General features: G+C 52.7%; 18 protein-coding genes and 8 pseudogenes. 16 read left to right on the forward strand and 10 right to left on the reverse strand.

The genetic code is table 11. From position 1 onward, the window contains the following. Nucleotides 1-137: 137 nt before the first annotated feature. Nucleotides 138-1034 carry an EAL domain-containing protein gene (locus tag JCM2850_RS07305; RefSeq protein ID WP_025870833.1) on the reverse strand — a complete coding sequence of 299 codons (897 nt, stop codon included), beginning with the start codon at nt 1032-1034 and terminating at the stop codon, nt 138-140. Nucleotides 1035-1124: 90 nt separating this feature from the next. Beyond that, nucleotides 1125-2114 (reverse strand): sulfate ABC transporter substrate-binding protein, encoded by a 990-nt coding sequence (locus tag JCM2850_RS07310; protein WP_025870834.1) that lies wholly within the window; start codon nt 2112-2114, stop codon nt 1125-1127. A 589-nt stretch (nt 2115-2703) separates the two neighbouring features. Between JCM2850_RS07310 and epsC the strand changes: the two are divergent. From epsC to JCM2850_RS07335, 3 genes and pseudogenes are all read left to right on the forward strand, one after another. Next, nucleotides 2704-3683 (forward strand): annotated as a pseudogene (gene epsC, locus JCM2850_RS17865) (serine O-acetyltransferase EpsC). A 94-nt stretch (nt 3684-3777) separates the two neighbouring features. Beyond that, complete coding sequence (locus tag JCM2850_RS07325; RefSeq protein WP_025870838.1) at nt 3778-4695, forward strand: family 2A encapsulin nanocompartment shell protein; 918 nt, start codon at nt 3778-3780, stop codon at nt 4693-4695. Beyond that, a pseudogene (locus tag JCM2850_RS07335) lies at nt 4682-6606 on the forward strand (family 2A encapsulin nanocompartment cargo protein cysteine desulfurase). The gene JCM2850_RS07325 and the pseudogene JCM2850_RS07335 overlap by 14 nt, the downstream one beginning before the upstream one ends. Nucleotides 6607-6729: 123 nt before the next feature. Here the strand turns inward: JCM2850_RS07335 and JCM2850_RS07340 are convergent. The 6 genes and pseudogenes from JCM2850_RS07340 to JCM2850_RS17880 all read right to left on the reverse strand — a co-directional run bounded on the left by JCM2850_RS07340 (nt 6730) and on the right by JCM2850_RS17880 (nt 11414). Then, nucleotides 6730-6945, reverse strand: a complete 216-nt coding sequence (locus tag JCM2850_RS07340) for a TOBE domain-containing protein (RefSeq protein ID WP_025870844.1) — start codon at nt 6943-6945, stop codon at nt 6730-6732. Nucleotides 6946-7017: 72 nt separating this feature from the next. Beyond that, nucleotides 7018-7383 carry a DUF2325 domain-containing protein gene (locus JCM2850_RS17870; RefSeq protein WP_025870846.1) on the reverse strand — a complete coding sequence of 122 codons (366 nt, stop codon included), beginning with the start codon at nt 7381-7383 and terminating at the stop codon, nt 7018-7020. Nucleotides 7384-7481: 98 nt separating this feature from the next. Continuing rightward, nucleotides 7482-8490, reverse strand: a pseudogene (locus JCM2850_RS17875) (sulfate ABC transporter substrate-binding protein). 40 nt (nt 8491-8530) lie between these two features. Then, a complete protein-coding gene (locus tag JCM2850_RS07355; RefSeq protein WP_025870848.1) occupies nt 8531-8731 on the reverse strand; it encodes a YezD family protein in 201 nt (66 codons plus the stop codon). A gap of 222 nt (nt 8732-8953) precedes the next feature. Next, on the reverse strand, nt 8954-10522 hold the full coding sequence (locus JCM2850_RS07360; RefSeq protein WP_025870850.1) for an alginate export family protein: 1569 nt from the start codon (nt 10520-10522) through the stop codon (nt 8954-8956). A 347-nt stretch (nt 10523-10869) separates the two neighbouring features. Then, a pseudogene (locus tag JCM2850_RS17880) lies at nt 10870-11414 on the reverse strand (cob(I)yrinic acid a,c-diamide adenosyltransferase). 139 nt (nt 11415-11553) lie between these two features. On the opposite strand from JCM2850_RS17880, the gene murI reads away from it, so the two are divergent. Further along, complete coding sequence (murI, locus tag JCM2850_RS17885) at nt 11554-12327, forward strand: glutamate racemase (protein ID WP_036265749.1); 774 nt, start codon at nt 11554-11556, stop codon at nt 12325-12327. Nucleotides 12328-12440: 113 nt separating this feature from the next. Here murI and JCM2850_RS20970 read toward each other — a convergent pair. Next, nucleotides 12441-12631: pseudogene (locus JCM2850_RS20970) on the reverse strand (zinc-finger domain-containing protein). Nucleotides 12632-12649: 18 nt separating this feature from the next. Then, nucleotides 12650-13569 (reverse strand): annotated as a pseudogene (locus tag JCM2850_RS17890) (branched-chain amino acid transaminase). A gap of 279 nt (nt 13570-13848) precedes the next feature. Here JCM2850_RS17890 and JCM2850_RS07380 point away from each other — a divergent pair. The 12 genes and pseudogenes from JCM2850_RS07380 to JCM2850_RS07430 all read left to right on the forward strand — a co-directional run bounded on the left by JCM2850_RS07380 (nt 13849) and on the right by JCM2850_RS07430 (nt 24548). Next, complete coding sequence (locus tag JCM2850_RS07380) at nt 13849-14508, forward strand: OmpW/AlkL family protein (RefSeq protein WP_025870852.1); 660 nt, start codon at nt 13849-13851, stop codon at nt 14506-14508. Between the two features lie 62 nt (nt 14509-14570). Continuing rightward, nucleotides 14571-15170, forward strand: a complete 600-nt coding sequence (locus JCM2850_RS07385) for an SCO family protein (protein ID WP_234406153.1) — start codon at nt 14571-14573, stop codon at nt 15168-15170. An 81-nt stretch (nt 15171-15251) separates the two neighbouring features. Then, a pseudogene (gene ccoN, locus JCM2850_RS17895) lies at nt 15252-16708 on the forward strand (cytochrome-c oxidase, cbb3-type subunit I). Nucleotides 16709-16744: 36 nt separating this feature from the next. Next, nucleotides 16745-17477 (forward strand): annotated as a pseudogene (gene ccoO, locus JCM2850_RS17900) (cytochrome-c oxidase, cbb3-type subunit II). A gap of 9 nt (nt 17478-17486) precedes the next feature. Next, nucleotides 17487-17657, forward strand: a complete 171-nt coding sequence (locus JCM2850_RS20975) for a cbb3-type cytochrome c oxidase subunit 3 (RefSeq protein WP_369384856.1) — start codon at nt 17487-17489, stop codon at nt 17655-17657. Nucleotides 17658-17670: 13 nt separating this feature from the next. Further along, nucleotides 17671-18417, forward strand: coding sequence for a cytochrome-c oxidase, cbb3-type subunit III (gene ccoP, locus JCM2850_RS17905; RefSeq protein WP_234406154.1), 747 nt, complete (start codon nt 17671-17673; stop codon nt 18415-18417). After that, nucleotides 18414-18608, forward strand: coding sequence for a hypothetical protein (locus JCM2850_RS22600; RefSeq protein WP_234406155.1), 195 nt, complete (start codon nt 18414-18416; stop codon nt 18606-18608). Before ccoP ends, JCM2850_RS22600 begins: the two co-directional genes overlap by 4 nt. Nucleotides 18609-18746: 138 nt before the next feature. Beyond that, nucleotides 18747-20183, forward strand: a complete 1437-nt coding sequence (gene ccoG / locus JCM2850_RS07410; RefSeq protein ID WP_025870856.1) for a cytochrome c oxidase accessory protein CcoG — start codon at nt 18747-18749, stop codon at nt 20181-20183. A 30-nt stretch (nt 20184-20213) separates the two neighbouring features. Further along, the gene (locus JCM2850_RS07415) at nt 20214-21011 is read left to right on the forward strand and encodes a FixH family protein (protein WP_025870858.1); all 798 of its coding nucleotides are present in this window, start codon (nt 20214-20216) and stop codon (nt 21009-21011) included. 9 nt (nt 21012-21020) lie between these two features. Then, a complete protein-coding gene (locus tag JCM2850_RS07420) occupies nt 21021-23435 on the forward strand; it encodes a heavy metal translocating P-type ATPase (RefSeq protein ID WP_025870860.1) in 2415 nt (804 codons plus the stop codon). A 98-nt stretch (nt 23436-23533) separates the two neighbouring features. Continuing rightward, complete coding sequence (locus JCM2850_RS07425; protein ID WP_025870862.1) at nt 23534-24250, forward strand: AzlC family ABC transporter permease; 717 nt, start codon at nt 23534-23536, stop codon at nt 24248-24250. Continuing rightward, nucleotides 24240-24548 carry an AzlD family protein gene (locus JCM2850_RS07430; protein WP_025870864.1) on the forward strand — a complete coding sequence of 103 codons (309 nt, stop codon included), beginning with the start codon at nt 24240-24242 and terminating at the stop codon, nt 24546-24548. The genes JCM2850_RS07425 and JCM2850_RS07430 overlap by 11 nt, the downstream gene beginning before the upstream one ends. Nucleotides 24549-24565 lie beyond the last annotated feature (17 nt).

Below are 24565 nucleotides of genomic sequence, written 5' to 3' on the forward strand. Positions count from 1 at the left end.
CAGTCCAGTGGAGGCTTGCTCAAGCAGGCGAGAATGTAGCAGAAGCGCCATGCGGGGAAAAATAATATGTTTCTATATCATTATAGCCGCGTGTTATTTCCTGTGATGTTTATGCGGTTTGCACAGCAGATGCTGACTCAGGCTGCAGCGCGCTTGTTGAGCTTGAGTGTGGGCTTGAGGGCCTCGGTTGGTTGCAGCTCATGCGCGGTGACTGGCTGGCCAAGGAAATAACCCTGCAATAGCGTGCTGCCAGAAGCGATGGCGATTTCCAGGCCAGTTTGTGACTCAATGCCAGTAATCACAGGTTGCGCACCTATATCACGCACCAGTTGAATCAGGCCTGGCAGTATCTTGCGTACCCGTGGGCTGCGTTCTGCTTCCTTGATCAGGCTGGTATCGAACTTGACGAACTCCGGCGATAGTTTCCACAAGCGTTCAAGATGCGAGTGCTTGTTGCCAAAGTTATCAATAGCAATGCGGTAGCCGCGCTCGTTGTAATTTTCTATGGCATCGGCCAGCTGGTTTTCGTGCTCGACCACGCTTTCCTGAATCTCAATCACCACACGGTCTGTGGGTACTGAGTTGGAATGCAGGATGCGCTCGAATACCTTGCCGTGGGCGTTGACGCTAATCAGCAGGCTGGGGTGCACATTGAGGAACAGCAGGCCTTTTTCAGCATAAATCTGGCGGAAATTCAGTACGTGCAGTGTACGTGCTACGCGATCAAATTTGACCAACTTGCCAATTTGCGCGGCAAAGCTGAAGGCAAACTCCGGGCTGATGGTCTGCTGCCCGCCCAGGGATGGACGCAGAAAAGCTTCATGCCCAATCAGATCGCCCGCCTCGCTGTCATATAGCGGCTGGAAAGCACTATTGAGCTGCAAACCCAGAAACGTGCTGTTGAACTCCCCGCTGGCCTGTTCTTCCAGACCATATTCATCGAGGTCAAGATACAGTGACTCACGTAACTGACTCTTGAGTTGATCTATAGAGGGGGAATTGCTTTTGCTGTTTGCTTGGCTGTGTTTACTCATGCTGCATCCTTATGTGTCAGCCAGGGCTTAACTGGCTCACATGGCTTTGCTATCTGACCTGGGGGGGGCTTGGTCTGGTCTAGCTATGTCTTAATTGGTGTAAATCTGGTCGAATACGCCACCATCAGCAAAATGCGTTTTCTGCGCCTTTTGCCAGCCACCGAACAATTCATCGACAGTGAATAGCTCTATGTTCTTGAAATCGGCTTTATGGGCTGCCAGCACAGCGCTGGAGCGTGGGCGCAAATAGTGACGTGCGGCAATTTCCTGGCCTTCTTCCGAGTAATGGAATTCAAGATAGGCTTGAGCCACGGCGCGTGATTTGCGCTTATCTACGACTTTGTCTACCAGAGCGATAGGGTTCTCGGCCAGTATGCTGGCTGAAGGGTAAACCACATCAAATTGGTCATTGCCCAGTTCCTTCTTGATGAGGAAGACTTCATTCTCAAAAGTCAGCAGCACATCACCTATGCCACGTTGGACAAAAGTGGTGGTAGCACCGCGGCCACCAGTGTCTAGTACTGGCACATTCTTGAATAGCTTGGCCACGAAATTGCGCGCCTTGGTTTCATCGCCGCCTTTTTTGATCACGGCACCCCAGGCAGCCAGATAGCTGTAACGACCATTACCAGAAGTCTTGGGGTTAGGGATCACCACGCCTACACCTGGCTTGACCAGATCATCCCAGTCCTTGATCTGCTTGGGGTTGCCCTTGCGCACCAGAAACACGGTGGTGGATGTAGTGGGTGAGCTGGCATTGGGCAGGCGTTTTTGCCAATCGGCGGGAATCAGCTTGCCGCGCTCAAACAGAATGTCGATGTCATTGCTTTGATTCATGGAAATGATATCGGCCTGCAAGCCATCGGCCACTGCACGTGCCTGCTTGCTGGAACCGCCATGGGATTGGTTGATGGTGACGGCTTCCCCGGTTTTTTGCTTCCAGAACTTGCTGAAAGCCGGATTGAAATCCTTATAGAACTCACGCGTGACATCGTAAGAGACGTTGAGCAAAGTAGTGTCGGCATGGGCCAGGCCAGCGAAAGTCAGCAGACTGATCGCCAGTATTTTTCTTATTGACATAAAGACCTCAAGAGTTGGGGCGGAGCGGAATAGCTCGCACTATAAGTAAGATTAAAAATAATGTAAAAGAATATAGTTGAATATGATTAAGCAAAAAAGTTATTAAAATTACTGTGCTCTATATATTTTTTTGGAATAACCATATAAGGCAATTGAATATGTGTTAGGCTACGATTATTGCCCAGTTTGCATTACCATGCATAAGGCATTACTTAACTGATTCAAGATTCAATGTAGCCACCGTCACCTTGTCCTGCATTGAATTGCAACACACCGAATATAGTATTAAATCCAGCACCGTATAACAGCCCAAGCCTATCTGCCAGACCACCACCAGTGGATGATGATGACGCAGGGTAAGCATTGCCTGAATCCTATCCTTAATTTTGCCTGGCAAAGGGATAAGTTGCATGCCTAGTTTGCAAGATCAAACGCTAGATATTTTTGCTGACCGGACCACCGGAAGCCAGCCATCTTGAGAGATGGCTGGCTTTTTTGTTTTTTGCCGCACGCTTTGCAGTGCGTTTAGAGAATCAGTACCAGTGTTTTTGTATGCTTTTTGAAATCTTAGCCCTGCTGGAATGTTTAGATGATAGATGAAACACAAACCACGCAAGCCACAGATGCACCAGAGCCGACAGAGCCTGTAGATCAGGCAGATGCCCTGGGAATCAGTCAGGTGGTCAGTGCCTTGCGCGATGTACGCCTGGCTTCGCTGGAACACCGTAATCGCCGTAACCGCCCCCCCAAATTGCCTGCGCGCAAGGCCTTGGCAGACGTGGTGGAAGGGCTGGGAGCAGCCTTATTCCCCAATCGCCTCGGCCTGCCCGATTTGCGTGAAGAAGGCATAGATTATTTTGTTGGCCATACCCTGGATGTGGCTTTGCGTGAGCTGGTGGCGCAAGTGCGTCTGGAGCTGGATTTTGCCGCCGACAAGGTAGATGCCGCGGTACAGCCTCGGAGTCGGGCGCTCAGCCTGGTGCGTGACTTTGCCGCGCGCTTGCCGCAGGTGCGTTTGTTGCTGGATAGCGATATCCGCGCCGCTTTCGAGGGCGACCCCGCCGCGCGTAGCGTAGACGAAGTGCTGGTGTGCTACCCCGGTATCAACGCCATCATTCATTATCGGATTGCGCATGTGCTGCATCAGTTGGGCGTACCGCTGGTGGCACGCATCATCACCGAGATTGCCCACTCAGCCACAGGCATAGATATACACCGGGTGCCAGCATAGATGAGGGTTTCTTTATTGATCATGGCACTGGCGTGGTCATCGGGGAAACCTGCGTTATAGGCAAGCATGTGCGGCTTTATCAGGCAGTGACGCTGGGGGCCAAGCGCTTCCCAGTTGAAGCCGATGGCAGTCTGGTGAAGGGCCATGCCCGCCACCCTGTAGTGGAAGATGATGTGGTGATTTACGCAGGGGCCACTATTTTGGGGCGCATCACCATAGGGCACGGTTCTGTCATAGGTGGCAATGTCTGGCTGACGTATACCGTGCCGCCAAACAGCAATATCACGCAGGCGCAAATGCGCGAAGCCGCGCCTGCTGCAACACGTAGTTCGCAATAGCTTGAGGCAGCCACAGAGAGCCCAAGTGCATTTCAGCAATAAGGCTTGCTTGCAGGCCGCTGTGTAACCATTGATTTTTTAAGGAGAGCATCACATGTCGGATATTCATCAAGGCCATACCGCGCTGGGAGACGTGGCAGCACGTACGCTGGCGAATGCTACTAAAACCGTGCCCATGCTGGGTGCCATCACGCCGCGCTGGCTGGTGCACCTCTTGCAATGGGTGCCCGTAGAAGCCGGTATTTACCGTGTTAACAAGGTCAAGGATAACCACCAGGTTGAGGTGGATTGCTCCGCCAAGGATGAGCGCGAGTTGCCTGCGACCTTTGTTGATTACGAAGAGTGGGGCCGTGAGTATGTACTGAATGCCGTCAACACAGTGGTGGATGTACACACCCGTATTTCTGATCTTTACAGCAGCCCACACAACCAGATCCGCGAACAACTGCGCCTGACCATAGAAACCGTCAAGGAACGCCAGGAAAGCGAACTGATCAATAACAAGGAATACGGCCTGCTGCACAATGTGGCCGATAGCCAAAAGGTGAAGTCGCGCACTGGCTCGCCAACCCCTGACGATTTTGATGAGCTGATTTCACGTGTATGGAAAGAGCCTGCTTTCTTCCTGGCTCACCCGCAAGCGATTGCCGCGTTTGGCCGCGAGTGCACACGCCGTGGTGTACCACCGCCTACCGTCAGCCTGTTTGGTTCCCAGTTCATCACTTGGCGCGGTATTCCTTTGATTCCTTGCGACAAGCTGCGTGTGACCAAGGGCAAGACCAATATCCTCTTGTTGCGCACAGGTGAAAGCCGTCAAGGCGTGGTAGGTTTGTATCAGCCTAACCTGCCAGGTCAACAAAGCATGGGTCTTTCCGTCAGGTTCATGGGCATCAACCACAAGGCGATCGCTTCTTACCTGGTTTCCCTGTATTGCTCGCTGGCGGTGTTGACCGAAGATGCGATTGCCGTGTTGGAGAATGTAGACGTAGGCAACTACTATGACTACAAGTAACTTCAACGACTTATCTTCGTTCGAGCCCGAGGCCATTTTGGCCGCAGCGCCCGGCGATCACCCACGCATGGCCGCTGCCGTGGCCGTGGGGCGCGAGGCGCAGCATTCCGGCCACCTGGATATCGATGAATTGACGCGCATTGCCAATGAACTCTACTCCCAGGGTTTTCCCGGGCGTGAGTCTTTTCCATCCACGGCTTCGCTGACCGATTCGGCTGCGCCTTATGGCGCGGGTAGCCCCAGCATAGGTGCGCAAGTGCCACAGGCGCCTTCTGCGGTTTCGGCTGTGCCTACAGGCTTGCCTGCTGTTGGCAATGTGGTGCCGGGGGCTGAAACACTGCCATTCGCGACCCCCAGCTTAGGTGTATCACCTTCGGACTTGCCGGATGCCTTTAGCCAGGAGCGTGTGGAAGCGGTTGGCCCTGTGCCTGGTGCTGGTAGCGTACCTAGCAATAATCCGCTGGATATCAGCACCTTGCTCGGCAATATGGAGATTCCTTACGCGGTAGACTTGCAGGACTTGCTGATTTCACCAGCTAGCTGGGTGCAGGCAATGGGGCTAGCCCAGTCGCTACCCCGCATTCTGCAGGTTCACACGCTAATCCGGCTGCTAAACCTGCAGCTAAATCTGGCTCTTATTACTTCCTGAGTGATGTGGCCGGAGTGCCTGCGGTGGCAACATCTGCGCATCCGCCGTTTGATGCCAACCTGGTACGCAAGGATTTCCCCATCTTGCGCGAGCTGGTGAATGGCAGGCCATTAATCTGGCTGGATAATGCGGCCACTACGCAGAAGCCGCAGGTGGTGATCGACAGGCTGAGCTATTTCTACCAGCACGAAAACTCCAATATCCACCGCGCTGCGCATGAACTGGCAGCACGCGCGACCGATGCCTACGAAGGCGCACGTGAAACCGTAAGGCGTTTTATCAATGCGCCTTCGGTCAATAACATCGTCTTTGTACGCGGCACGACAGAAGCGATCAATCTGGTGGCCAAAACCTGGGGGCGCAAGCATCTGGGTGAGGGCGATGAGATTATCGTCACCAATCTTGAGCATCACGCCAATATCGTTCCCTGGCAGCAGCTATGCCAGGAAACTGGGGCCAAGCTCAAGGTGGTGCCGGTGGATGACAGCGGTCAGGTATTGCTGGATGAATACCAGAAGTTGCTGACCTCGCGTACCAAGCTGGTGTCTTTCACTCAGGTGTCGAATGCCCTGGGCACTGTGACGCCTGCGCGTGAAATGATTGCCATGGCACACGCTGCTGGCGCCAAGGTATTGCTGGATGGCGCGCAATCGGTATCGCATATGCGGACTGACGTGCAGCAACTGGATTGCGATTTCCTGGTGTTCTCAGGCCACAAGATCTTTGGCCCCACAGGCATAGGCGCTTTATATGGCAAGCCTGAGGTGCTGGATGATATGCCTGCCTGGCAAGGTGGCGGCAATATGATTCAGGATGTGACTTTTGAAAAGACGGTCTATCACGGTGCCCCTGCCAAGTTTGAGGCAGGTACTGGCAATATTGCCGATGCTGTTGGCATGGGTGCCGCACTGGAGTATGTGGAGCGTCTGGGCATAGAAAACATCGCGCGCTACGAGCATGAGTTGCTGGAATATGCCACCGCTGCCTTGAACAAAGTGCCAGGTATACGTTTGATAGGCACCGCGCAAAACAAGGCCAGTGTCTTGTCCTTCAACCTGCACGGTTACAAGAGCGAGGAAGTGGGTGCGGCCTTGAATCAGGAAGGCATAGCCGTTCGTTCTGGTCACCATTGCGCCCAGCCTATCTTGCGCAGATTCGGCGTGGAAACCACGGTGCGACCATCACTGGCGTTCTACAACACCTATGGTGAAATCGACATCCTGCAATCGGCCTTGCTGCGACTGGCTTCTGCCAAGCGGTAATCAAGCGGTAGTAAATCTGTATCTGCCCGGCGCTAGCCGGGCAATAACAAGCGAGCAATAAAAAAGCCAGGGTTTAACCCTGGCTTTTTCATTATGCAAAACTAAACTTTAGGCTGAAAGGTTTTAAACCTTGGCCAAAGAAACTTCAGTAGCCTTGATCAAGGCCAGCACTTCAGTGCCTACCTGCAGATTGAGTTCGTTGACAGAACGTGTGGTCACCACTGAGGTGACGATGCCGACGGGCGTTTCCACATCGACTTCAGAGACGACCGGACCAACGACGATTTCTTTGATCCTGCCGCGAAATTGGTTACGTACATTGATTGCATGTATTGCCATGGTAAAACTCCTTTGACTAACTTCTGACTTTCCTGCGTTTGAGCGAGATGCTGCTAACTGCGATGGGAGACCCTAATTCAATGACTTGCCTGGCTTGCGGCCTTGCCACTGTAGGGAAAACTCGGGGGCTGTACATTCTGCCTCCAGCACATAGTCCGGGTTTATCTGTTGCAAGCGGGTACGCAATGCAGCCGGGCCATTGGGTGTGTAGACGATGCGCAGGCCACGCTTGGCAGCGTTCTGCTTGATCTTGTGGGTGAAGGTATGGCTGATCCAGTCGGTGATCAGCACAATCAGGTCTGTATCATGCGGAATGACTTTTTTGCCATCGCCGACCTTGCGGCCAGACCAGTGATTGATATGCGTAATGCCGAAATTGGATAATTCCTGCTTGATGCCATCAATCTGGTCACCACCTACAATTAACGCAGTACTCATGATGAGAGTCTCCTTTTTATCGGCGGTGCCAGGTTTTGCCTGACACCGCCTGCTAATCAAGAAAGTGCTTGAAGCTTATTGCTGGTAAATCTTAAGGCTTACTGTTGGTAAATCTGATCAAAAGTCCCGCCATCAGCAAAGTGGGTCTTTTGAGCCTTTTGCCAACCACCAAATGCGCCATCTATGGTCACCAGGTTCAGCTTGGGGAAGGTTTTTTCGTACTTCTTGGCCACAGATTCCAGACGTGGGCGGTAGTAGTTCTTGGCGGCGATTTCCTGGCCTTCTTCGCTGTAAAGGTGCTCAAGATAAGCTTCAGCACCTTGCGAGTGCCGCGCTTGTCTATCACCTTATCCACGACAGAAACCGAAGGCTCAGCCAAGATAGAGAGTGAAGGGGCAACGATCTCAAACTTGTCTGGGCCGAGTTCCTTTTGTGCCAGAAAAGCTTCGTTTTCCCAGGCCAGCAGTACATCACCAATGCCACGTTCTACAAATGTAGTGGTCGCACCACGCGCGCCGGAATCCAGCACCGGGACGTTTTTCAGAATCTTGCTGAGGAAGTCACGGGTCTTGGCTTCATCGTTGTTGAAGTGCTTGAGGCCATAAGCCCATGCAGCCAGGTAATTCCAGCGTGCACCGCCAGAAGTTTTGGGGTTGGGGGTCACAACCTTGATGCCAGGCTTGGCCAAGTCATCCCAGTCCTTGATGTTCTTGGGGTTGCCCTTGCGCACCAAGAACACGATGGTGGAGGTGTAAGGGGAGCTGTTGTCAGGCAGGCGGCTGATCCACTTAGGGTCTATCAGCTTGCCTTTTTCGTACAGTGCATCCACGTCATAAGCCAGTGCTAGCGTGACTACGTCGGCCTGTAAGCCGTCAATCACGGAGCGTGCCTGTTTGCCGGAACCGCCGTGCGAAGCTTGATGGTGACCTTGTCACCAGTCTTGGCTTGCCAGTATTTGGCGAATGCAGCGTTGTATTCTTGATAAAGCTCGCGTGTAGGGTCGTAAGACACGTTGAGCAAGGTAATGTCTGCAGCCAATGCAGACCATGGGCTAGCCAGGGCGGCGATGGTGATCAGGCCGGAAAGGCTGGGTAACAGGCGGTTCATGAAAATCCTTTGTCTCGTTTAATAGTTTTAGTTTTTTGCTTTAGTTATTTGCGGCACTGCTTAGTGGTGCTTTGAGCTTCTGCGGCTCCTGATTGAATCGCACCTTTTCTCTACGCTCTATCTGCGTTACCCGGCCGTCATGGACTGTGATCTCGATAGAGCCAAAGCGCAGCAGGTCGATGGAGCGGAGGATTTCTTCCACCACTTCGTTGCTGGCGCGGCGAGTAGATTCTTGTGACATGTTGTTGTCCTTGGCGGCGTTCAATGGGATGACTGGCACTGTAGCAAGAAGCTTAAATAGTTAAAAATAATTTGTTTTTATATTTTTAGCTTGAATTGGAATATTGAATTGCTAGAGATTAACCTCAGCAATAAAAGTTGATCTAGCTGGATAAATAGGCAAAAAAAAGGAATGCCTGAGGCATTCCCGAGAATGGAGGTATACAGAACTAGAGTACGGGGTTTAGAACGCGCTGACGGTCAACTCTACGTAGAAGAAGTTGGAAGTGTCTTTGCGATTACGCGTTGCAGCGGCATTCTGAACAAAATCACCGCCCTTGAAGTAGGCGTAACCCACGTTGGCCGAGACTTTGTCTACGACTGGGAAGCGTACACGCAGATCCCATTCTTCACCCAGATCGCGACCGCTTCTGCCAGTAGTGTCTTGCAGGTTGTTACCCGCACCCCAACGGTCAGTGGCGCTATCCAGTTTGTACCAGCTGTAACCGGTATCGATATTGACACCAGTGAAGGGGCTGAACTCTGCACGGATCTTTGTAGCGTTAATGTTTTCCATCTGGATGTAATCATTGCTGGACCAAGGGCGGGCAAAGCCGAACAGACGGTCAAAGCGCTCAGTGGTACCAGTGGTGCCTTGCTTGTTACCGCTGGCTACTCCGTAGTTGGCGCTGAAACGGGGCTTCCAGGCATGTTCAGCGGTGTAGCCAACTTCTGCAACGTAGGAATACGCACGTTGATCGCGTGTGCCGTCTTCACCCCACTGGCGGTAGTAGCTGGCGTCATAATCGAAGCCAGTCTTACCTACCACGCCATAGCCACGCAGGCCTGCTGTGTGAATTTCGCGATCTATGCGTTGTGCTGCGGTTGCTGGTACCCCGTTGGCGGTGTATTTGACTTCATCACCATCCTGCTTGAGGTAGAAGTAGGATGGGGACAGCGTGATGACGTCAGACCACTTGCGCCAATCAAACACCGCACCGTAGAACCATTGCGCCTTGTCGCGCTGGTTAAGCTCTTCGGTAAAGCGCACGATGGGTTGTAGCGCCAACAGATCCAGTTCCCAGTCATTGCGGTGCTGACCGATGGTGGCACGGAAGCCCTGGAAAGTATTGGTGGTGTTACGCCATTCGTTACGTGCAATCAGACGTCTATCCAACTGCTCGAAAGCCATACGACCCGCTTTGATGCTGACAGGGCGTTCTGCACCCAGGTCATCTTTGGGTAGGAAGTCCTTGAAGTAAAGTTCTGCATAAGCCTGGATAGGTTCAGCCAAGTCTACATCGCGGTTATCTCGGGCAAAATTACTGTGATTGCGGCGAGCATCTTCAGCTTCCAAGGTGAAACGCAGAGGGTCAAATTTGTTGCGCACGGCAACATAAATACGTGAACGCAGCAGGAATGGCTCGTCGGTGACATTAACGCCACGGCGGAAATCGTTTTCACGGTTTTCATAACGGAAGCGGTAGTCAGCACCGACGTCCAGCCAGTCTATATCGGTATAGTCCTTGAGCCAGGTCTTGTTGATGGGCTTGACGAACTTTGGGGGTTCGCTTTCACGTGTCGTTCCGTAGGCACGCGGGGCAACCCAATAACCTACTTCTGCTTTCTTGGCTGCAGCCGCCTCAGCTTTGAGTTCGGCCTTGCGCGCCTTGATTCGTTCCTGTTGATCGAGCTCCTCGGCGCTGAGTGTGCTAGAGGATGCGCTGGCTTCTTCAGCTGAGTAGCCGTAACTGCTGCTAAGTGCCAAGCCGCTGGCGATAAGTAGCTGGATGATTCCAGTTTTTTTGAACAAGATAGTTCTCCCTGTATGTATGGCCGCCACCCAGCTGACTGGTAGACAAGCCATGTATTGTCTCGTGAAAAATTTGAACCGCTGGTAATTCAGTAGGTGTTCATGCCAGGCCGGGCGCAACAGCGCTGCTTGGGCTGTTGCTCGGCCAGGGGAATGAGGCAGGACGCATTCATGGTGATGATACCCAGCGTTGAAATTAAGCTTGTTATCGGCATGAGGGCGTGCTTTTTAATGGCGTCCTGTGAAAGATGCTCGCACTGTAACAATGAATGTAAATAATTAAAAATATTTTATTATTCTATTGATATATTCTGCTTGTATATAAGCTGTTGTCTGTTGCTGTGGCATCAGCGCTGGTGCTGCCACAACACATCGGGCAGGCCTGCTTCATAGTTGATGAGTCTGGCCAGTACAAATAGCAGGTCGGATAAACGGTTGATATAAGGCAAGGCGCTTGGGCTGATGGCCTGCTCACTCTGCAGGCTGATCAATATACGCTCGCAGCGGCGGCAAACGGTGCGTGCCAAATGACATGTGGCCGCACCACGCAGCCGCCTGGCAAGATAAATTCCTTCAACGGTGCCAAATTGGCGTTGAAAGAATCCAGCGCTTGTTCAAGCTCCGCAATTCTATGCTGGCCCAGTAATACATGGCCTGGGATGGAGAGTTCACCCCCCAGGTCGAATAAATCATGCTGTATGCGGACTAAGGTGTCATTGATGCTAGGGCTGAGCGCTTCTGTCAGCAATAGGCCAATCACCGCATTCAGTTCATCAATATTGCCCATGGCTTCCACGCGTAGATCATTCTTGCTGACCCGACTGCCATCGCCCAGCCCAGTGCTGCCATCATCGCCAGTGCGCGTGTAGATTTTGCTCAAGCGATTTGCCATGTTCAATTCCTCATTTTTCCATCAGTCACAAGCAGTGCTGTAAAGGGCGTTATTGTAAACCCATCTGCAAACTGGCTAGCAGGCATAAGCTTGGGTAAACTGCTGTGGTTCCCAATGTCACGCAGCCCACTTCCTCATCATGCAGCCAGTCGCTAACGCTTCAAGCCCGATCGGTATCTTTGATTCCGGCATCGGCGGTCTTTCCGTGCTGCGGCATATACGTGAACATTTGCCCCACGAGGATTTGCTTTATTTTGCCGATTCGCAGCATGCACCTTATGGTGGCCAATCAGCCGAATTCATTATTCAGCGCTCACGCGTGCTGACGGAGTTTTTGCTGGCGCATGGGGCTAAGGCTATCGTCGTGGCCTGCAACACTGCCACTGCGGCTGCGATTCAAACCCTGCGCCAGGAATACACCTTGCCGATTATAGGCATGGAGCCTGCGGTCAAGCCTGCTGCGGCTGCGACCAAGACGGGTGTCATCGGGGTGCTGGCCACTACGGGCACCTTGAAAAGTGCCCAGTTTGCCGCCTTGCTGGCCAATTATGGTCAGCATATCCAGGTGGTTACCCAGGCCTGTGTGGGGCTGGTTGAGTGTGTGGAACGTGGCGAACTGGATGCTGCCAGTACACGTGCTTTGGTAGCGCAATATGTCACACCCTTGCTAGAGGCAGGTGCCGATACTCTGGTGCTGGGTTGTACTCATTATCCTTTTGTCCGGCCCTTGATTGCCGAGATCGCGGGGCCGCAAGTCACCTTGATTGATACCGGGGCGGCAGTGGCCAGACATTTGCAACACAGGCTGGAGGAATCAAGTTTGATTTCACCTTTGCAAGCTGCGGGTAAGCTGCAAGGTTGGCGCGATGATCAGGCCTTGGATATCGAGGCCATACTGGCAAGTATGCGCTGAGCGGCGCTTGGTCTTTGATATACGCAGGCCTAAGCTCACGATGTGACGGAGCGCTGAGAATGGAAATATAAAAGCCGGATAAATCCGGCTTTTATATTTTAGGTTTTGATGCGCTAGTGGTGACTGACCACTTCGCCTGCCTTGAGCTTGTATTTAGTACCGCAATAAGGGCACATGGCAGCGCCACTGGCGGCGATATCAAGAAATACCCGCGGGTGAGAACACCATAGGGCACTTCCTTGGTCGGGCAATGCAGCGGTAAATCCGCAGCACTGATTTCAATTTCCTTGATATCGTCAGCCATTACAAGCTCTCGTCAGAATTAAACCAGGGTTAGCCAGCCAATATGCTCAGGTGAGCGGCCATGTACTACGTCGAAGTACTTGGATTGCAGCTTCTCAGTGATAGGGCACGGGTGCCTGCACCAATCGCGCGGTTGTCGAGTTCGCGGATAGGCGTTACTTCAGCGGCAGTGCCAGTGAAGAAAGCTTCATCTGCGGAATAGACTTCATCGCGAGTGATACGCTTTTCAATGATTTGATAGCCAAACTCGGTAGCTAGCTGAACAACTGTGTCGCGCGTGATGCCTTCCAGTGCACTGGTGAGGTCAGGCGTGTAGATCTTGTTGTTGCGAATGATGAAAATGTTTTCACCTGAACCTTCGGCAACAAAGCCATCAACGTCCAGCAACAAGGCTTCATCATAGCCATCGGCTGCCGCTTCCTGGTGAGCCAGGATGGAGTTCATATAGTTACCGTTGGCCTTGGCCTTACACATATGAATGTTCACATGATGGCGGGCGAAGGAAGAAGTCTTGACGCGAATGCCGTGCTTGATGGCATCGTCACCCATGTAAGCGCCCCATTTCCAGGCAGCAACGATAACGTGGGTAGACAGCGTCTTGGCAGAAATACCCATGGCTTCTGCACCATAGAACGCCATTGGGCGCATATAGCCAGATTCCAGCTTGTTCTCGCGGAATGCGGCAATTTGCGCTTCTAGCAGTGTGGCCTTGTCGAAAGGCATCTTCATCCCCAGGATGTGAGCCGAGCGGAACAGGCGGTCAGTGTGGTCCTGCAGGCGGAAAATGGCCGTACCCTTGTCAGTCTTGTAAGCGCGCACACCTTCAAATACGCCCATGCCGTAGTGCAAGGTGTGGGTGAGTACATGGGTTGTGGCATCGCGCCAAGGTACCATTTTACCGTCATACCAAATCAGACCATCGCGGTCAGCCATCGACATCTTGCTTCTCCATTACTTAGTGCGGTCAAAACTCTTATTGTAAGCGCAAGGCCTTGTATTGGATAGCAGCATCAAGAAAAATTCATTAGCAAGCGCGCTAGTGTTGGCTTTGATCGATGGGCTGCCTCCCCGGTTTTAAGCTATAAAAATGGTCGGATTGATGTCTTGTTATATTAGTTGACTAAATTAATAAGCTATTAACCACTTTTAAATTATGGGTAATGGGGGTAGAATCAAACCCATAGGATTTTTGTGGGTAATTCTGGAGAGTGCAATAAAATGAAAATCAAGCAAACAATGATGTTGGTCTGTGCATTAATGGTGCCTGCGGCAGCAATGGCTGAGGCTGGTGATTGGGTGGTGCGGGCGCGTGCGGTTAACGTCAGCCCAAATGAAGATAGCCGTTTGGGTGATTACACCAATTCTCTGCTCGGTGCTGGCGCTGGCTCCAAGCTGGAAGTAAGCGATAAGGTGATTCCCGAGTTGGATATTTCCTACTATGTCACCAAAAACATCGCGCTGGAACTGGTGTTGGCGCTAGGTACGCGGCATAACGTGGGTATCAAGGGAGCTAACGGTGTCGCTAGCGAAGGGCTGGGTTCAGTCAATCTGCTGCCACCTACGCTGACTGCGCAGTGGCATTTCCGTCCTGACCAAACCTTTGATCCTTATGTAGGCGCTGGTGTGAATTACACCCGTTTCATGGATAACGGTCTGCATTCCGATCAGTTGGATCAGGATATCCGTGTTGAGCGCAATAGCTGGGGCCCTGCTTTGCAGGCTGGTTTTGACTACAACCTGGCTGATGGCTGGCTGATCAATGCTGATATTAAATATTTGTGGATAGATACCGACGTCAAATTGAAGAATGGCCCCAAGATCGACAGTCTGGATATCAACCCCTGGGTTGTAGGCTTTGGTTTTGGTAAGCGTTTTTAATTGAGTGCAACTCTGCCCTTGATTGGAGTAAATGCTCGCCTAGCTGATAATGTTCAATCAGGTTGGCACAACAAATCGAGGGTAGGGTGCTAAAACAATTTTGCATGGGTTTAAGTTTGCTGTTGCTGGGCTGTGGCCCGGCGCCGCAGACAGATTTCTTGGTGGGTACGGATGTCACGGGTTCCAGCATCAATGGGCAATTTACGCTCACTGATCACATGGGGCGACTTAGGCATCTCGATGATTTTAAGGGTAAGTTGGTCGCGGTTTTCTTTGGCTATACGCGTTGCCCGGATGTGTGCCCCACGACAATGATGTCTCTGGCGAGTGCAATGAAACTGCTTGGGGATAAGTCCAGGGATGTGCAAGTACTGTTCATTACCGTAGACCCGGAGCGTGACACTCAGGAAATCCTGGCGCAGTATGTGCCGTCGTTTCATCCTGACTTTTTAGGACTTGTCGGTACGCCAGCGCAGCTGAAAGAGGCGGCAAGAAATTACCGAGCGGTCTATCGCAAGCAAGCGACAGAAGATGGTGACTCCTATACCATGGATCATAGTGCTGGCGTATATGTGTTTGACCGGGAAGGAAAAATTCGCGCGTTTTTACGGCATGATCAAACGCCAGCGGAATTAGCACATGATATTACCCACTTTTATTAGGGTTTTTCTTGTCCAAGCGATTGGATAGAGCATATAATTTTGGGATTTTTTCAAGTATAGATTTTGTGTGAGGAGATAGTAATGGCAACGGCAAGCGTCGCGACTGCTGGTGTTGGTACTAGCGAACAATATAATTACGATATTATTCGCAAGTTCGCCATCATGACCTTGGTCTGGGGGGCGATTGGTATGTTCGTCGGTGTGTATATCGCCTCCGAACTGGCATTCCCCTTCCTGAATTTTGATAGTGCCTACATCACGTTTGGCCGTTTGCGCCCGGTGCATACCAGTGGCGTGATCTTTGGCTTTGGTGGTAGCGCCTTGTTTGCTACCTCTTACTATGTGGTGCAACGTACCTGTCAGGCCCGCCTCTTTGGTGGCGAGCGTCTGGCGAACTTCACCTTCTGGGGCTGGCAAACGGCTGTAGCGCTCTCAGCATTGGGTTATATGTTTGGTTACACCCAGGCACGTGAGTACGCAGAAATGGTTTGGCCAGTTGACTTGCTGATCCTGGTGGTTTGGGTGAGCTATCTGGCCATTTATGTCGGCACCCTGATGAAGCGCAAACAACCACATATCTATGTGGCCAACTGGTTCTACCTCGCCTTCATTCTGGCTACAGCCCTGCTGCACATCTTCAATAACCTGCAAGTGCCTATCAAGCTGTTCTCCTTAGAGTCCTACAGCCTGTTCTCTGGCACTCAAGATGCCATGACACAGTGGTGGTATGGTCACAATGCGGTGGGTTTCTTCCTGACTGCGGCCTTCCTCGGCATGATGTACTACTTTGTGCCCAAACAAGCTGGTCGTCCGGTTTACTCCTATCGTCTGTCCATTCTGCACTTCTGGGCCATTATCTTCCTATACATGTGGGCGGGTGCGCACCACTTGCACTGGACTGCGCTGCCTGACTGGACTGGCACATTGGCTGCCACCTTCTCCATCATGTTGTTGCTGCCATCTTGGGGCGGCATGATCAACGGCATCATGACCTTGTCCGGTGCCTGGGATAAGCTGCGTACTGACCCTGTGATCCGCTTCCTGATTGTGGCCTTGTCCTTCTACGGCATGTCCACCTTTGAAGGCCCGATGATGTCGCTCAAGGATGTGAATGCCTTGTCGCATTACACTGACTGGACCGTAGGTCACGTGCACTCCGGTGCGCTGGGCTGGGTTGCATGATTACCTTCGGCAGTATGTATCACCTGGTGCCACGTATCTGGAACACCCAGATGTTCAGCCTGCGCTTGATCAATGTGCACTTCTGGCTGGCAACGATAGGCGTGTTGCTCTACATCACCGCCATGTGGATCTCCGGCATCATGCAAGGCCTGATGTGGCGTGCTTTCGATGACTTCGGTAACTTGCAGTATTCCTTTGTCGAGTCTGTTGCGGCAGCACAACCGTTCTATGTCATGCGTGCAGTCGGTGGGGCTTTCTTCCTCACTGGCATGCTGATCATGTGCTACAACATGTTCAAAACCATACGCCAGGGTAGCACTGCTCCCCACGCTGACCTGAACATCGCTGCAGCCTGATGCGGTTGAGTTAAAGACAAGTTACTGGAGTTATTCATGAAGCATGACAAAATTGAGCGCAACCTAGGCATCTTGCTGGTGTTCACCATGCTCGCCATCAGTGCGGGTGGCATGGTGGAAATCATCCCACTGTTCTTCATCAAGGAAACGGTGGAAAAGGTTGAGGGCGTGCGCCCCTACACACCGTTAGAACAACGTGGCCGTGATATTTACACCCGTGAGGTTGCTACCTCTGCCATTCGCAGATGATACGTCCCTTCCGCGATGAAGCCCTGCGTTACGGCCACTACTCGCTCGCAGCAGAGTCCAAGTACGATCACCCCTTCCAATGGGGTTCCAAGCGTACTGGTCCTGATTTGGCGCGTGTGGGTGGCAAGTATTCCAACGATTGGCATACCCAGCACTTGATTGCACCGCGCTCCCTGGTGCCGCAATCGGTAATGCCTAATTACCCATGGTTGGCAACTACCAAGCTGGATACCTCGGATATTGAATTGCGCCTCAAGGCATTGCGCACTACAGGCGTGCCTTACTCCAACAGCAAGGCGGAGTACGAGCGCAACGTGAAAGACTTTGGTGCTGATGTAGCCAAGAGCCTGCACATTCCAGATGCAGAGAAGAACCTGATCGCTCAGGCTCAGCTTGGTAACTATGATACCGATCCAAGCAATATCACTGAGTTGGATGCCTTGATTGCCTACCTGCAGGTGCTAGGCACCATGTTGATTTCAAAAAGTATGACGACGATTATTTCGTCAAATTCCGTTAAGGAGAAAAGATGATGGAATGGATGCTTTGGTTTACGCGATTTGAGAATACCAAGCCTTTGTCGTTGGCAATTTTCTTCATCGTGTTCTGCGGCATCTTGTTCTATGTCTTCGGAAGCAAGCAACGCGGCGAAAGGCTGGAAAGCCATAAGAACATTCCGCTGCAAGATGACGAAATTTAGTTAGGAAAACAGTATGAGTCAGGATAAGGCTACGACAAACCCAAAGACCACTGGTCATAGCTGGGACGGTATCGAGGAATACACCAACCCCTTGCCCGCTTGGTGGATCTGGGGTTTCTACATCACTTTCATCTTTACCGTGGTTTACTGGCTGCTCTATCCAGCTTGGCCTATAGGCAACCAGTTCACCAAGGGTATTCCCGGTTTGCACACCATTACCTACAAAGCGGTGACGGCAGACGGCAAGGAAGTGGAAAAAACCACGCACTGGAATATGCGTTCCAAGTTCATGCATGAAATGAACGAAATGCAGACCAGCCAGAAGCAATGGTTTGACAAGGTGGCCTCCATGTCCTTCGAGGATGTGGCCAAGGATGCTGAGCTGATGCAGTTCGTCAACTCTGCTGGCAAGACCTTGTTCTCCGATAACTGCGCACCCTGCCATCAGGCAGGTGGTCAGGGCAAGATTGGTTTTGCACCTAATCTGACCGATGACCATTGGCAGTTTGGTGGCACTTATGATGAAATCAACCAGACCATTGTTCATGGCCGCCGTGGTTTCATGCCAGCGTTCAAGGAGGTACTGAACGAGCAGCAGATTACGCAGTTGGGTCACTTTGTACTGAGCTTGTCGGGTGAGCCGCACGATGCTGCCCAAGCTACTGCGGGTGCTCAGCTGTTCAAGAGCGAAGACGCGGGTTGCTACTACTGCCATGGCGCAGAAGCCAAGGGTAATACACAGATGGTTCTGCTAACTTGACCGACAAGATCTGGCTATGGGCAGATGTAGGCGGCAAGTCTGGCCAAGAAGCCAAGCTGGCGGAAGTGAAGCGCGTGATTACTGCAGGTTTGGACAGAGGCGTGATGCCAACCTGGGGTGGCCGTCTCAAGCCAGAACAAATCAAGCTGTTGACGGTCTATGTACATGACAGCCTGGGTGGCGGTAGATAAGCTGACTCAGCGTTAAATCAAGGCATGCAAGCAGTGCCTGTCTAATCGATGCCTGAACCAGGGCTCACGCAGCAATGCGTGGGCCCTGATGTTCTGAAACGTCGATCTTATTCTTTACGGGGGTAATGACTAAGTCGTATGGATGCCAGCAGCTCGGTCAACAGTGTCAAGAAATCACCGTTACTCAACCGGCAAATCCCCATTGTCACTCGTTCTGTAAAAGGCAAGTTCCGCACTTTCAAGACGGCAGTCATGGTGATTGCCTATTCTGTATATTTCCTATTGCCGTGGATGCCATGGGAGAGGAGCACAGGCGCTAGTCAGGCCTTGCTGTTCGATCTCGATGCACGTCGCTTCTTTATCTTCGATCTAGTCGTTTATCCCCAGGATATCTTCTGGCTGGCCATGCTGCTGTTTATTGCAGCGGCGTTGCTATTCTTCACCACTGGCCTCATAGGCCGTGCCTGGTGTGGCTATTTCTGTTTCCAGACGCTGTGGACTGATCTCTTTATCATGATAGAGCGCATGATCCAGGGTGAGCGACCCGCGCGTTTACGCTTGATGAAACAGCCATGGAATGCAGAAAAAATCCTCAAAATGGGCGCGTCTCATGGCTTGATGGTATTGGTCTCGTTCTGGACTGGGGTCACTTTTGCCTGCTATTTCACCTATGCGCCAGATTTTATTCCCAGGTTATTCAACGGCAGTGCTGCTGAGGCGGGCTATATCACGGTAGTGGTGCTGACCATTACGACCTACGTGGCGGCAGGTTTGTCGCGTGAGCATATCTGTACACTGGCGTGCCCTTATGCGCGGTTCCAGAGCGTGATGTACGAAGCCGATACCCTGGCAGTGGCTTACGATGCGAAGCGCGGCGAAGGCAGTGCCGGGCGCAAGGCTCCGGCCAAGGGGCTGAAGACTAGGGAAGAACGCCAGGCCAGTGGTCATGGCGATTGTATAGACTGTGGTTTCTGTGTGCAGGTTTGCCCCACTGGTATCGATATACGCGATGGTCTGCAGTATCAATGCATTTCCTGCGGCTTATGCATAGATGCTTGCAACACCATTATGGATTCGGTGGGGTCACCGCGTGGATTGATACGCTATGACTCCGAGCAGAACCTGGCCAGCAGCGCACCGCATGCACCCCGCATGGAATGGAAGCGGCCAAAGGTGTTGGGTTATGCGGCGGCGCTGGTGATTGCTACTGGCATTCTGTTCTATAACATAGGCTCGCGCCATGCCACCGAAGCCAGCGTGCAGCAGGTGAGGCAGCCTTTGTTTGTCATGCTGTCCGATGGCAGCGTGCGCAATCGCTACCAGGTCAACATTATCAACAAGACCGAACATGAACAGCGCTACGAGCTAAGGGTGCAAGGCATACCACCAAACGCGCTTGATATCGGCCATATTCCGCAAATACGCGTGCGTGCGGGTAAGACCCTGAGCCTCAATGCCAAGGTGGACTTAAGCGCTGAGCAGGCGCGTAATACCAAGGAGTTTTCCTTCATCATTATCCCCACACAGGCAGAAGCCGAGCCTGTGGTAGTGAAAACCAATTTCTATAGCCACTAATCATATTTACAAGACCATAGTTACTAAATAATGCTGAGCCTGATTCCTTTATTGTCGATAGCCGAGACCCTGTTTGGTGGGCTGGTGTTTGCGATTGCCCTCTATTTTTTGTTGCGGGCGCTACGTCTTGCCAATTTCTGGGCGGCAGTGCTCAGTGGTGCCATTCCTTTTGTCATGTATATCGTCTATAGCACTCAGCACTGGGGTGGGGGTGATGTGTTGGCAATTCATTTTGCGGTATTCCTTGCCAACGCTGGCTTGTTGGGGGTGTTCGGTGGCATGCGGCAGAAGCAGCAGACCTTGCACTGGGCACCAAAAATCATCATCGGTTTCTTTATTTTTCTGGTGATCTCCAATGCCATCCTGCTTTCCATTGCCGGGCGTGGCTTGCCTCAAAGCTTGACCTCGGTATTCTTGCCCAGCCCAGAAAATCAGCGTGTGCATACTGGCTTCCCCGGTGTCATGCCGCATGACCGCAATAAAAGTTACCAACCCCACTTGCAGCAGTTGGAGCAACAACAGGCGCTGGGTTGGCAACTCAAGCTTGCCGATATTGAAAGCCTGGCCCCCGACCAGCCAAAAAAGGTCAGCGTGGAATTGAAAGATGAAAACGGCCAGCCTATCAGCCAGGCTGAACTGACGCTGAATTTCTGGCGCATGGCCAATAGTCGTGATGACCAAAGCTATGTCATGCGTGAGCAGTCACCAGGGCATTATGTCGCTGAGGTGACCCTGCCGGATTCTGGGCGCTGGGTCGCAGAAATGCTGGTCAAGCTCGGCGATCAACGTTTCCGTAAGCAACAGTCGCTGTTTATCGGCGAGGAATAGACGGCTGCCGTGCAGCTAGCCTGTTATCACTGTGGCTTGCCTGTCCCTGAGGCAAGCGATTTCCATGTCAGCATATTCGGTGAGCGCCGTAGTATGTGTTGCCCCGGCTGTCAGGCCGTGGCTGAGTCCATAGTCGCCAATGGGCTAGATGCCTATTACCAGCATCGCACCGAGATGCCCAACACCGCAGAGCAACTGGTGCCCGATGAACTGCGCCAGCTTGAGCTTTACGATCACCCCGAAGTGCAAAAAAGCTTTGTGCATGATGAAGCGGGCGAACAACTCGAAGCCAGTTTAATTCTGGAAGGCATTACCTGCGCTGCCTGTATATGGCTTAACGAGCGACACTTGCAACAGCTGCCGGGAGTGATCTCCGTCAGCATCAACTATGCCTCCCACCGCGCCCGTATCCGTTGGGACAATCAACGTCTGCGCTTAAGTCAGATCCTCGCCGAGATCCGCAAACTGGGCTATCACGCCCATCCTTTCAACGCTCAGCAACAAGAGGCAGTTAGAGAGCGTCAGCGCCGTCTGGATTTCCGCCGTCTGGCGATTGCCGGGCTTTGCGCTGCGCAGGTCATGATGGTGGCCGTGGCCTTTTATGCGGGGCCTGCACAGGGCTTGGAGCCAGCCACCGAGCATTTGCTGCGCTGGTTTAGCCTAGTCATGACCGTGCCCGCCATGACGTATGCCGCCTGGCCGTTTTATCAGGCCGCCTGGCGTAGCTTGGTGAACCGACGCATAGGCATGGATGTGCCTATCAGCCTGGGCTTGTTGACCGGATTTGCGGGCAGCATCTGGGTAACGCTGCAAGGGCAGGGCACGGTGTATTACGACACCCTGACCATGTTGCTCTTTTTCCTGCTGGCAACACGTTATTTGGAGCGCAATGCACGCGAGAAATCGGTTGAAGCCGCAGAAAATCTGCATCGATTGATTCCGGCCATGGCTACCCGGCTGGATGCACAACAACAAGCCGAGCTGGTGGCACTGCATGATTTACGCCTTGGCGACATTCTGCAGATCAAGCCGGGTGAAACCATTGCTGGAGATGGGCTGGTGATTGATGGCGCCAGTCAGGTGGACGAGTCCTTGCTGACTGGCGAAGGCAAGCCCGTGCCTAAAGCGGTAGGTTCTGAGGTGTATGCGGGCAGTATCAACCATGAAAGCCCGTTACGTGTTCAGGTAACGGGCTTGGGTGAGCAGACAGTGATCGCAGGTATCGCGAGGCTGCTCGACAAAGCACAAGCTGAAAAGCCCAGGTTGGCACGGGTGGCAGACCAGGTTGCCATGGTGTTTACCTCGGTGCTATTGCTGGCGGTGATTGTGATTGGTGTGGTGTGGTGGTGGATAGAGCCTGCACGCAGTTTCGAAATTATCTTGGCTGTGCTGGTAGTGAGCTGCCCTTGTGCCTTGTCTTTGGCAGCGCCCGCTGCTTTCGCTGCGGCAGGCTCACATCTAGTGGGGCGTGGTGTGCTGGTGACTCGTGGACATGCGCTGGAATCCCTGGCCAAGGTCAATCATGTGGTCTTTGACAAAACCGGAACGCTGACATTGGGGCGTCCGCTAATCACACAGGTTTTCACCTGGCATGATTTAAAGCAAGAGCAGGCTTTACAGCTTGCGGCCAGCCTAGAGCAAGCCTCAGAACATCCCTTGGCGCGCAGCTTTATTGAACGCGTGCCAACTGGGGCCTTACTCCAAGTGCAAGCCGCGCAAAACTTCCCCGGTAAAGGCATGAGTGGAGAGTTGGCTTATGTGGGCCGGAATCAACGTCTCTTTATAGGTAATTCCGCGCTCAACCCTGCACTAGACTACCCAGCCCTGCCTACCCTAGCACCAGGGGCCAGCCTGGCCTGGCTCAGCAATGAGCAGCAAGTGCTGGCAGCGTTTGTGCTGGAAGATAGCGCACGCCCCGAGGTGCCAGCCTTGATGCAACAGTTGAGTGACTTAGGTATCTCGGTGTCCATCCTCAGTGGTGACACCAGCTCCAGTGTGGCTCACTTCGCTAGCCAGGCTGGCATCACTCAGTGGCAGGCGGCGATGACACCTGAAGGCAAGCTCGCCGCCGTGCGCGATTTGCAGCAACAAGGCAAGGTGGTTGCCATGGTAGGCGATGGCATCAATGATGCCCCGGTGCTGGCGGGTGCCCAGGTATCGTTTGCGATGGGTAACGGTACGCAAATGGCCAGGGCATCCGGTGATATTGTCCTCCTGGGTGAACATTTGCTGGAAATTGCCCATGCCATCCGCACCGGGCGCTTTACGGTCAGCGTGGTCAGGCAGAACTTCACCTGGGCGCTGGTCTATAATGCCGTGGCCCTGCCTTTTGCTGCCGCAGGCTTGATTGCTCCCTGGATGGCGGCCATAGGCATGTCGGTAAGCTCACTGATCGTCATCATCAACGCTTTACGCCTGCGCTAATCAGCTATTACTGGTGTTTTGCCACACAGCGGCTTGGCCTATGCTGCGGAATTCATGATTAAGGTAATTAACATCAATGCATACAAAAGGATGTAGCCATGGCAGTTGCCGATGCAGCCTTGGCTAAAATAGACAAGGCGCTGGTCTGGGCTGGTTTCAAGCAACTGATACCAATTTCAGTATTTGTCGCTATCTTTGGCGCAGCATTTGGCTTGGCCGCCAGTCAGGCTGGCTTGAGCGAACTCACCATACTCGCCATGAGCATGCTGGTGTTTGCTGGTGCCTCACAGTTTGCGGCGCTAGATCTCTGGGGCACCCACATTCCGCTGCTGACTATGATGTTGACCGTATTTGCGATCAATGCCCGCCATCTGTTGATGGGGGCTAGCTTATACCCATGGCTCAGTCATTTACCGCCAGCAAAGCGCTATGGATTGATGGGAGTCACTTCAGATGCCAATTGGGCCATGTCCTTGCAGGCTTTCAATCACGGACGTCCCGGCTTTGGCATATTGCTGGGCGGAGGGGCCACCCTGTGGTTGTTCTGGGTGTCCGGCACCTGTTTTGGGCTGGCATTGGGCAGCGTGATGGCAGACCCTAAAAGCATAGGCCTGGATATGGTCATGGGTTGCTTTCTGCTGGCCATGGTGGTGGATGTTGAGAAAAACTGGCGCGTGCTGGCGATCTGGACCGTGGCGGCGCTAGCCTCCCTGCTTAGCTACTGGTATCTGCCGGAAAACAGCCATGTGGTAGTAGGCGCCTTGGCAGGCGGTTTGTTGGGTATGATTTGGGAAGAGCCAGCAGATGAACATTGAAACCACAGCATGGGGCGCGATTTTTGTAGTGATCGTGATGGCCTTGGTGACGCTGGCTACCCGTCTGGGTGGCGTGTTTATCATGTCGCTGGTACCTATCAATGAACGTGTCAGACGTTTTATCCGCGCCATGTCCGGATCCGTGCTGGTGGCCTTGCTTGCTCCTATTGCACTGAATGGCGATATCGCTGCACGAATGGCCTTGCTGACAACAGCGCTCATGATGCTCTGGCTGAAGAAACCCTTGCCTGCCATCGCAGCTGGCATACTAGTGGCAGCTCTGATCAGACAAGTTTGAACCTATATTAGAAGTAC

This window comes from Methylobacillus glycogenes JCM 2850 (genome assembly GCF_000617925.1).
Lineage (GTDB): Bacteria > Pseudomonadota > Gammaproteobacteria > Burkholderiales > Methylophilaceae > Methylobacillus > Methylobacillus glycogenes.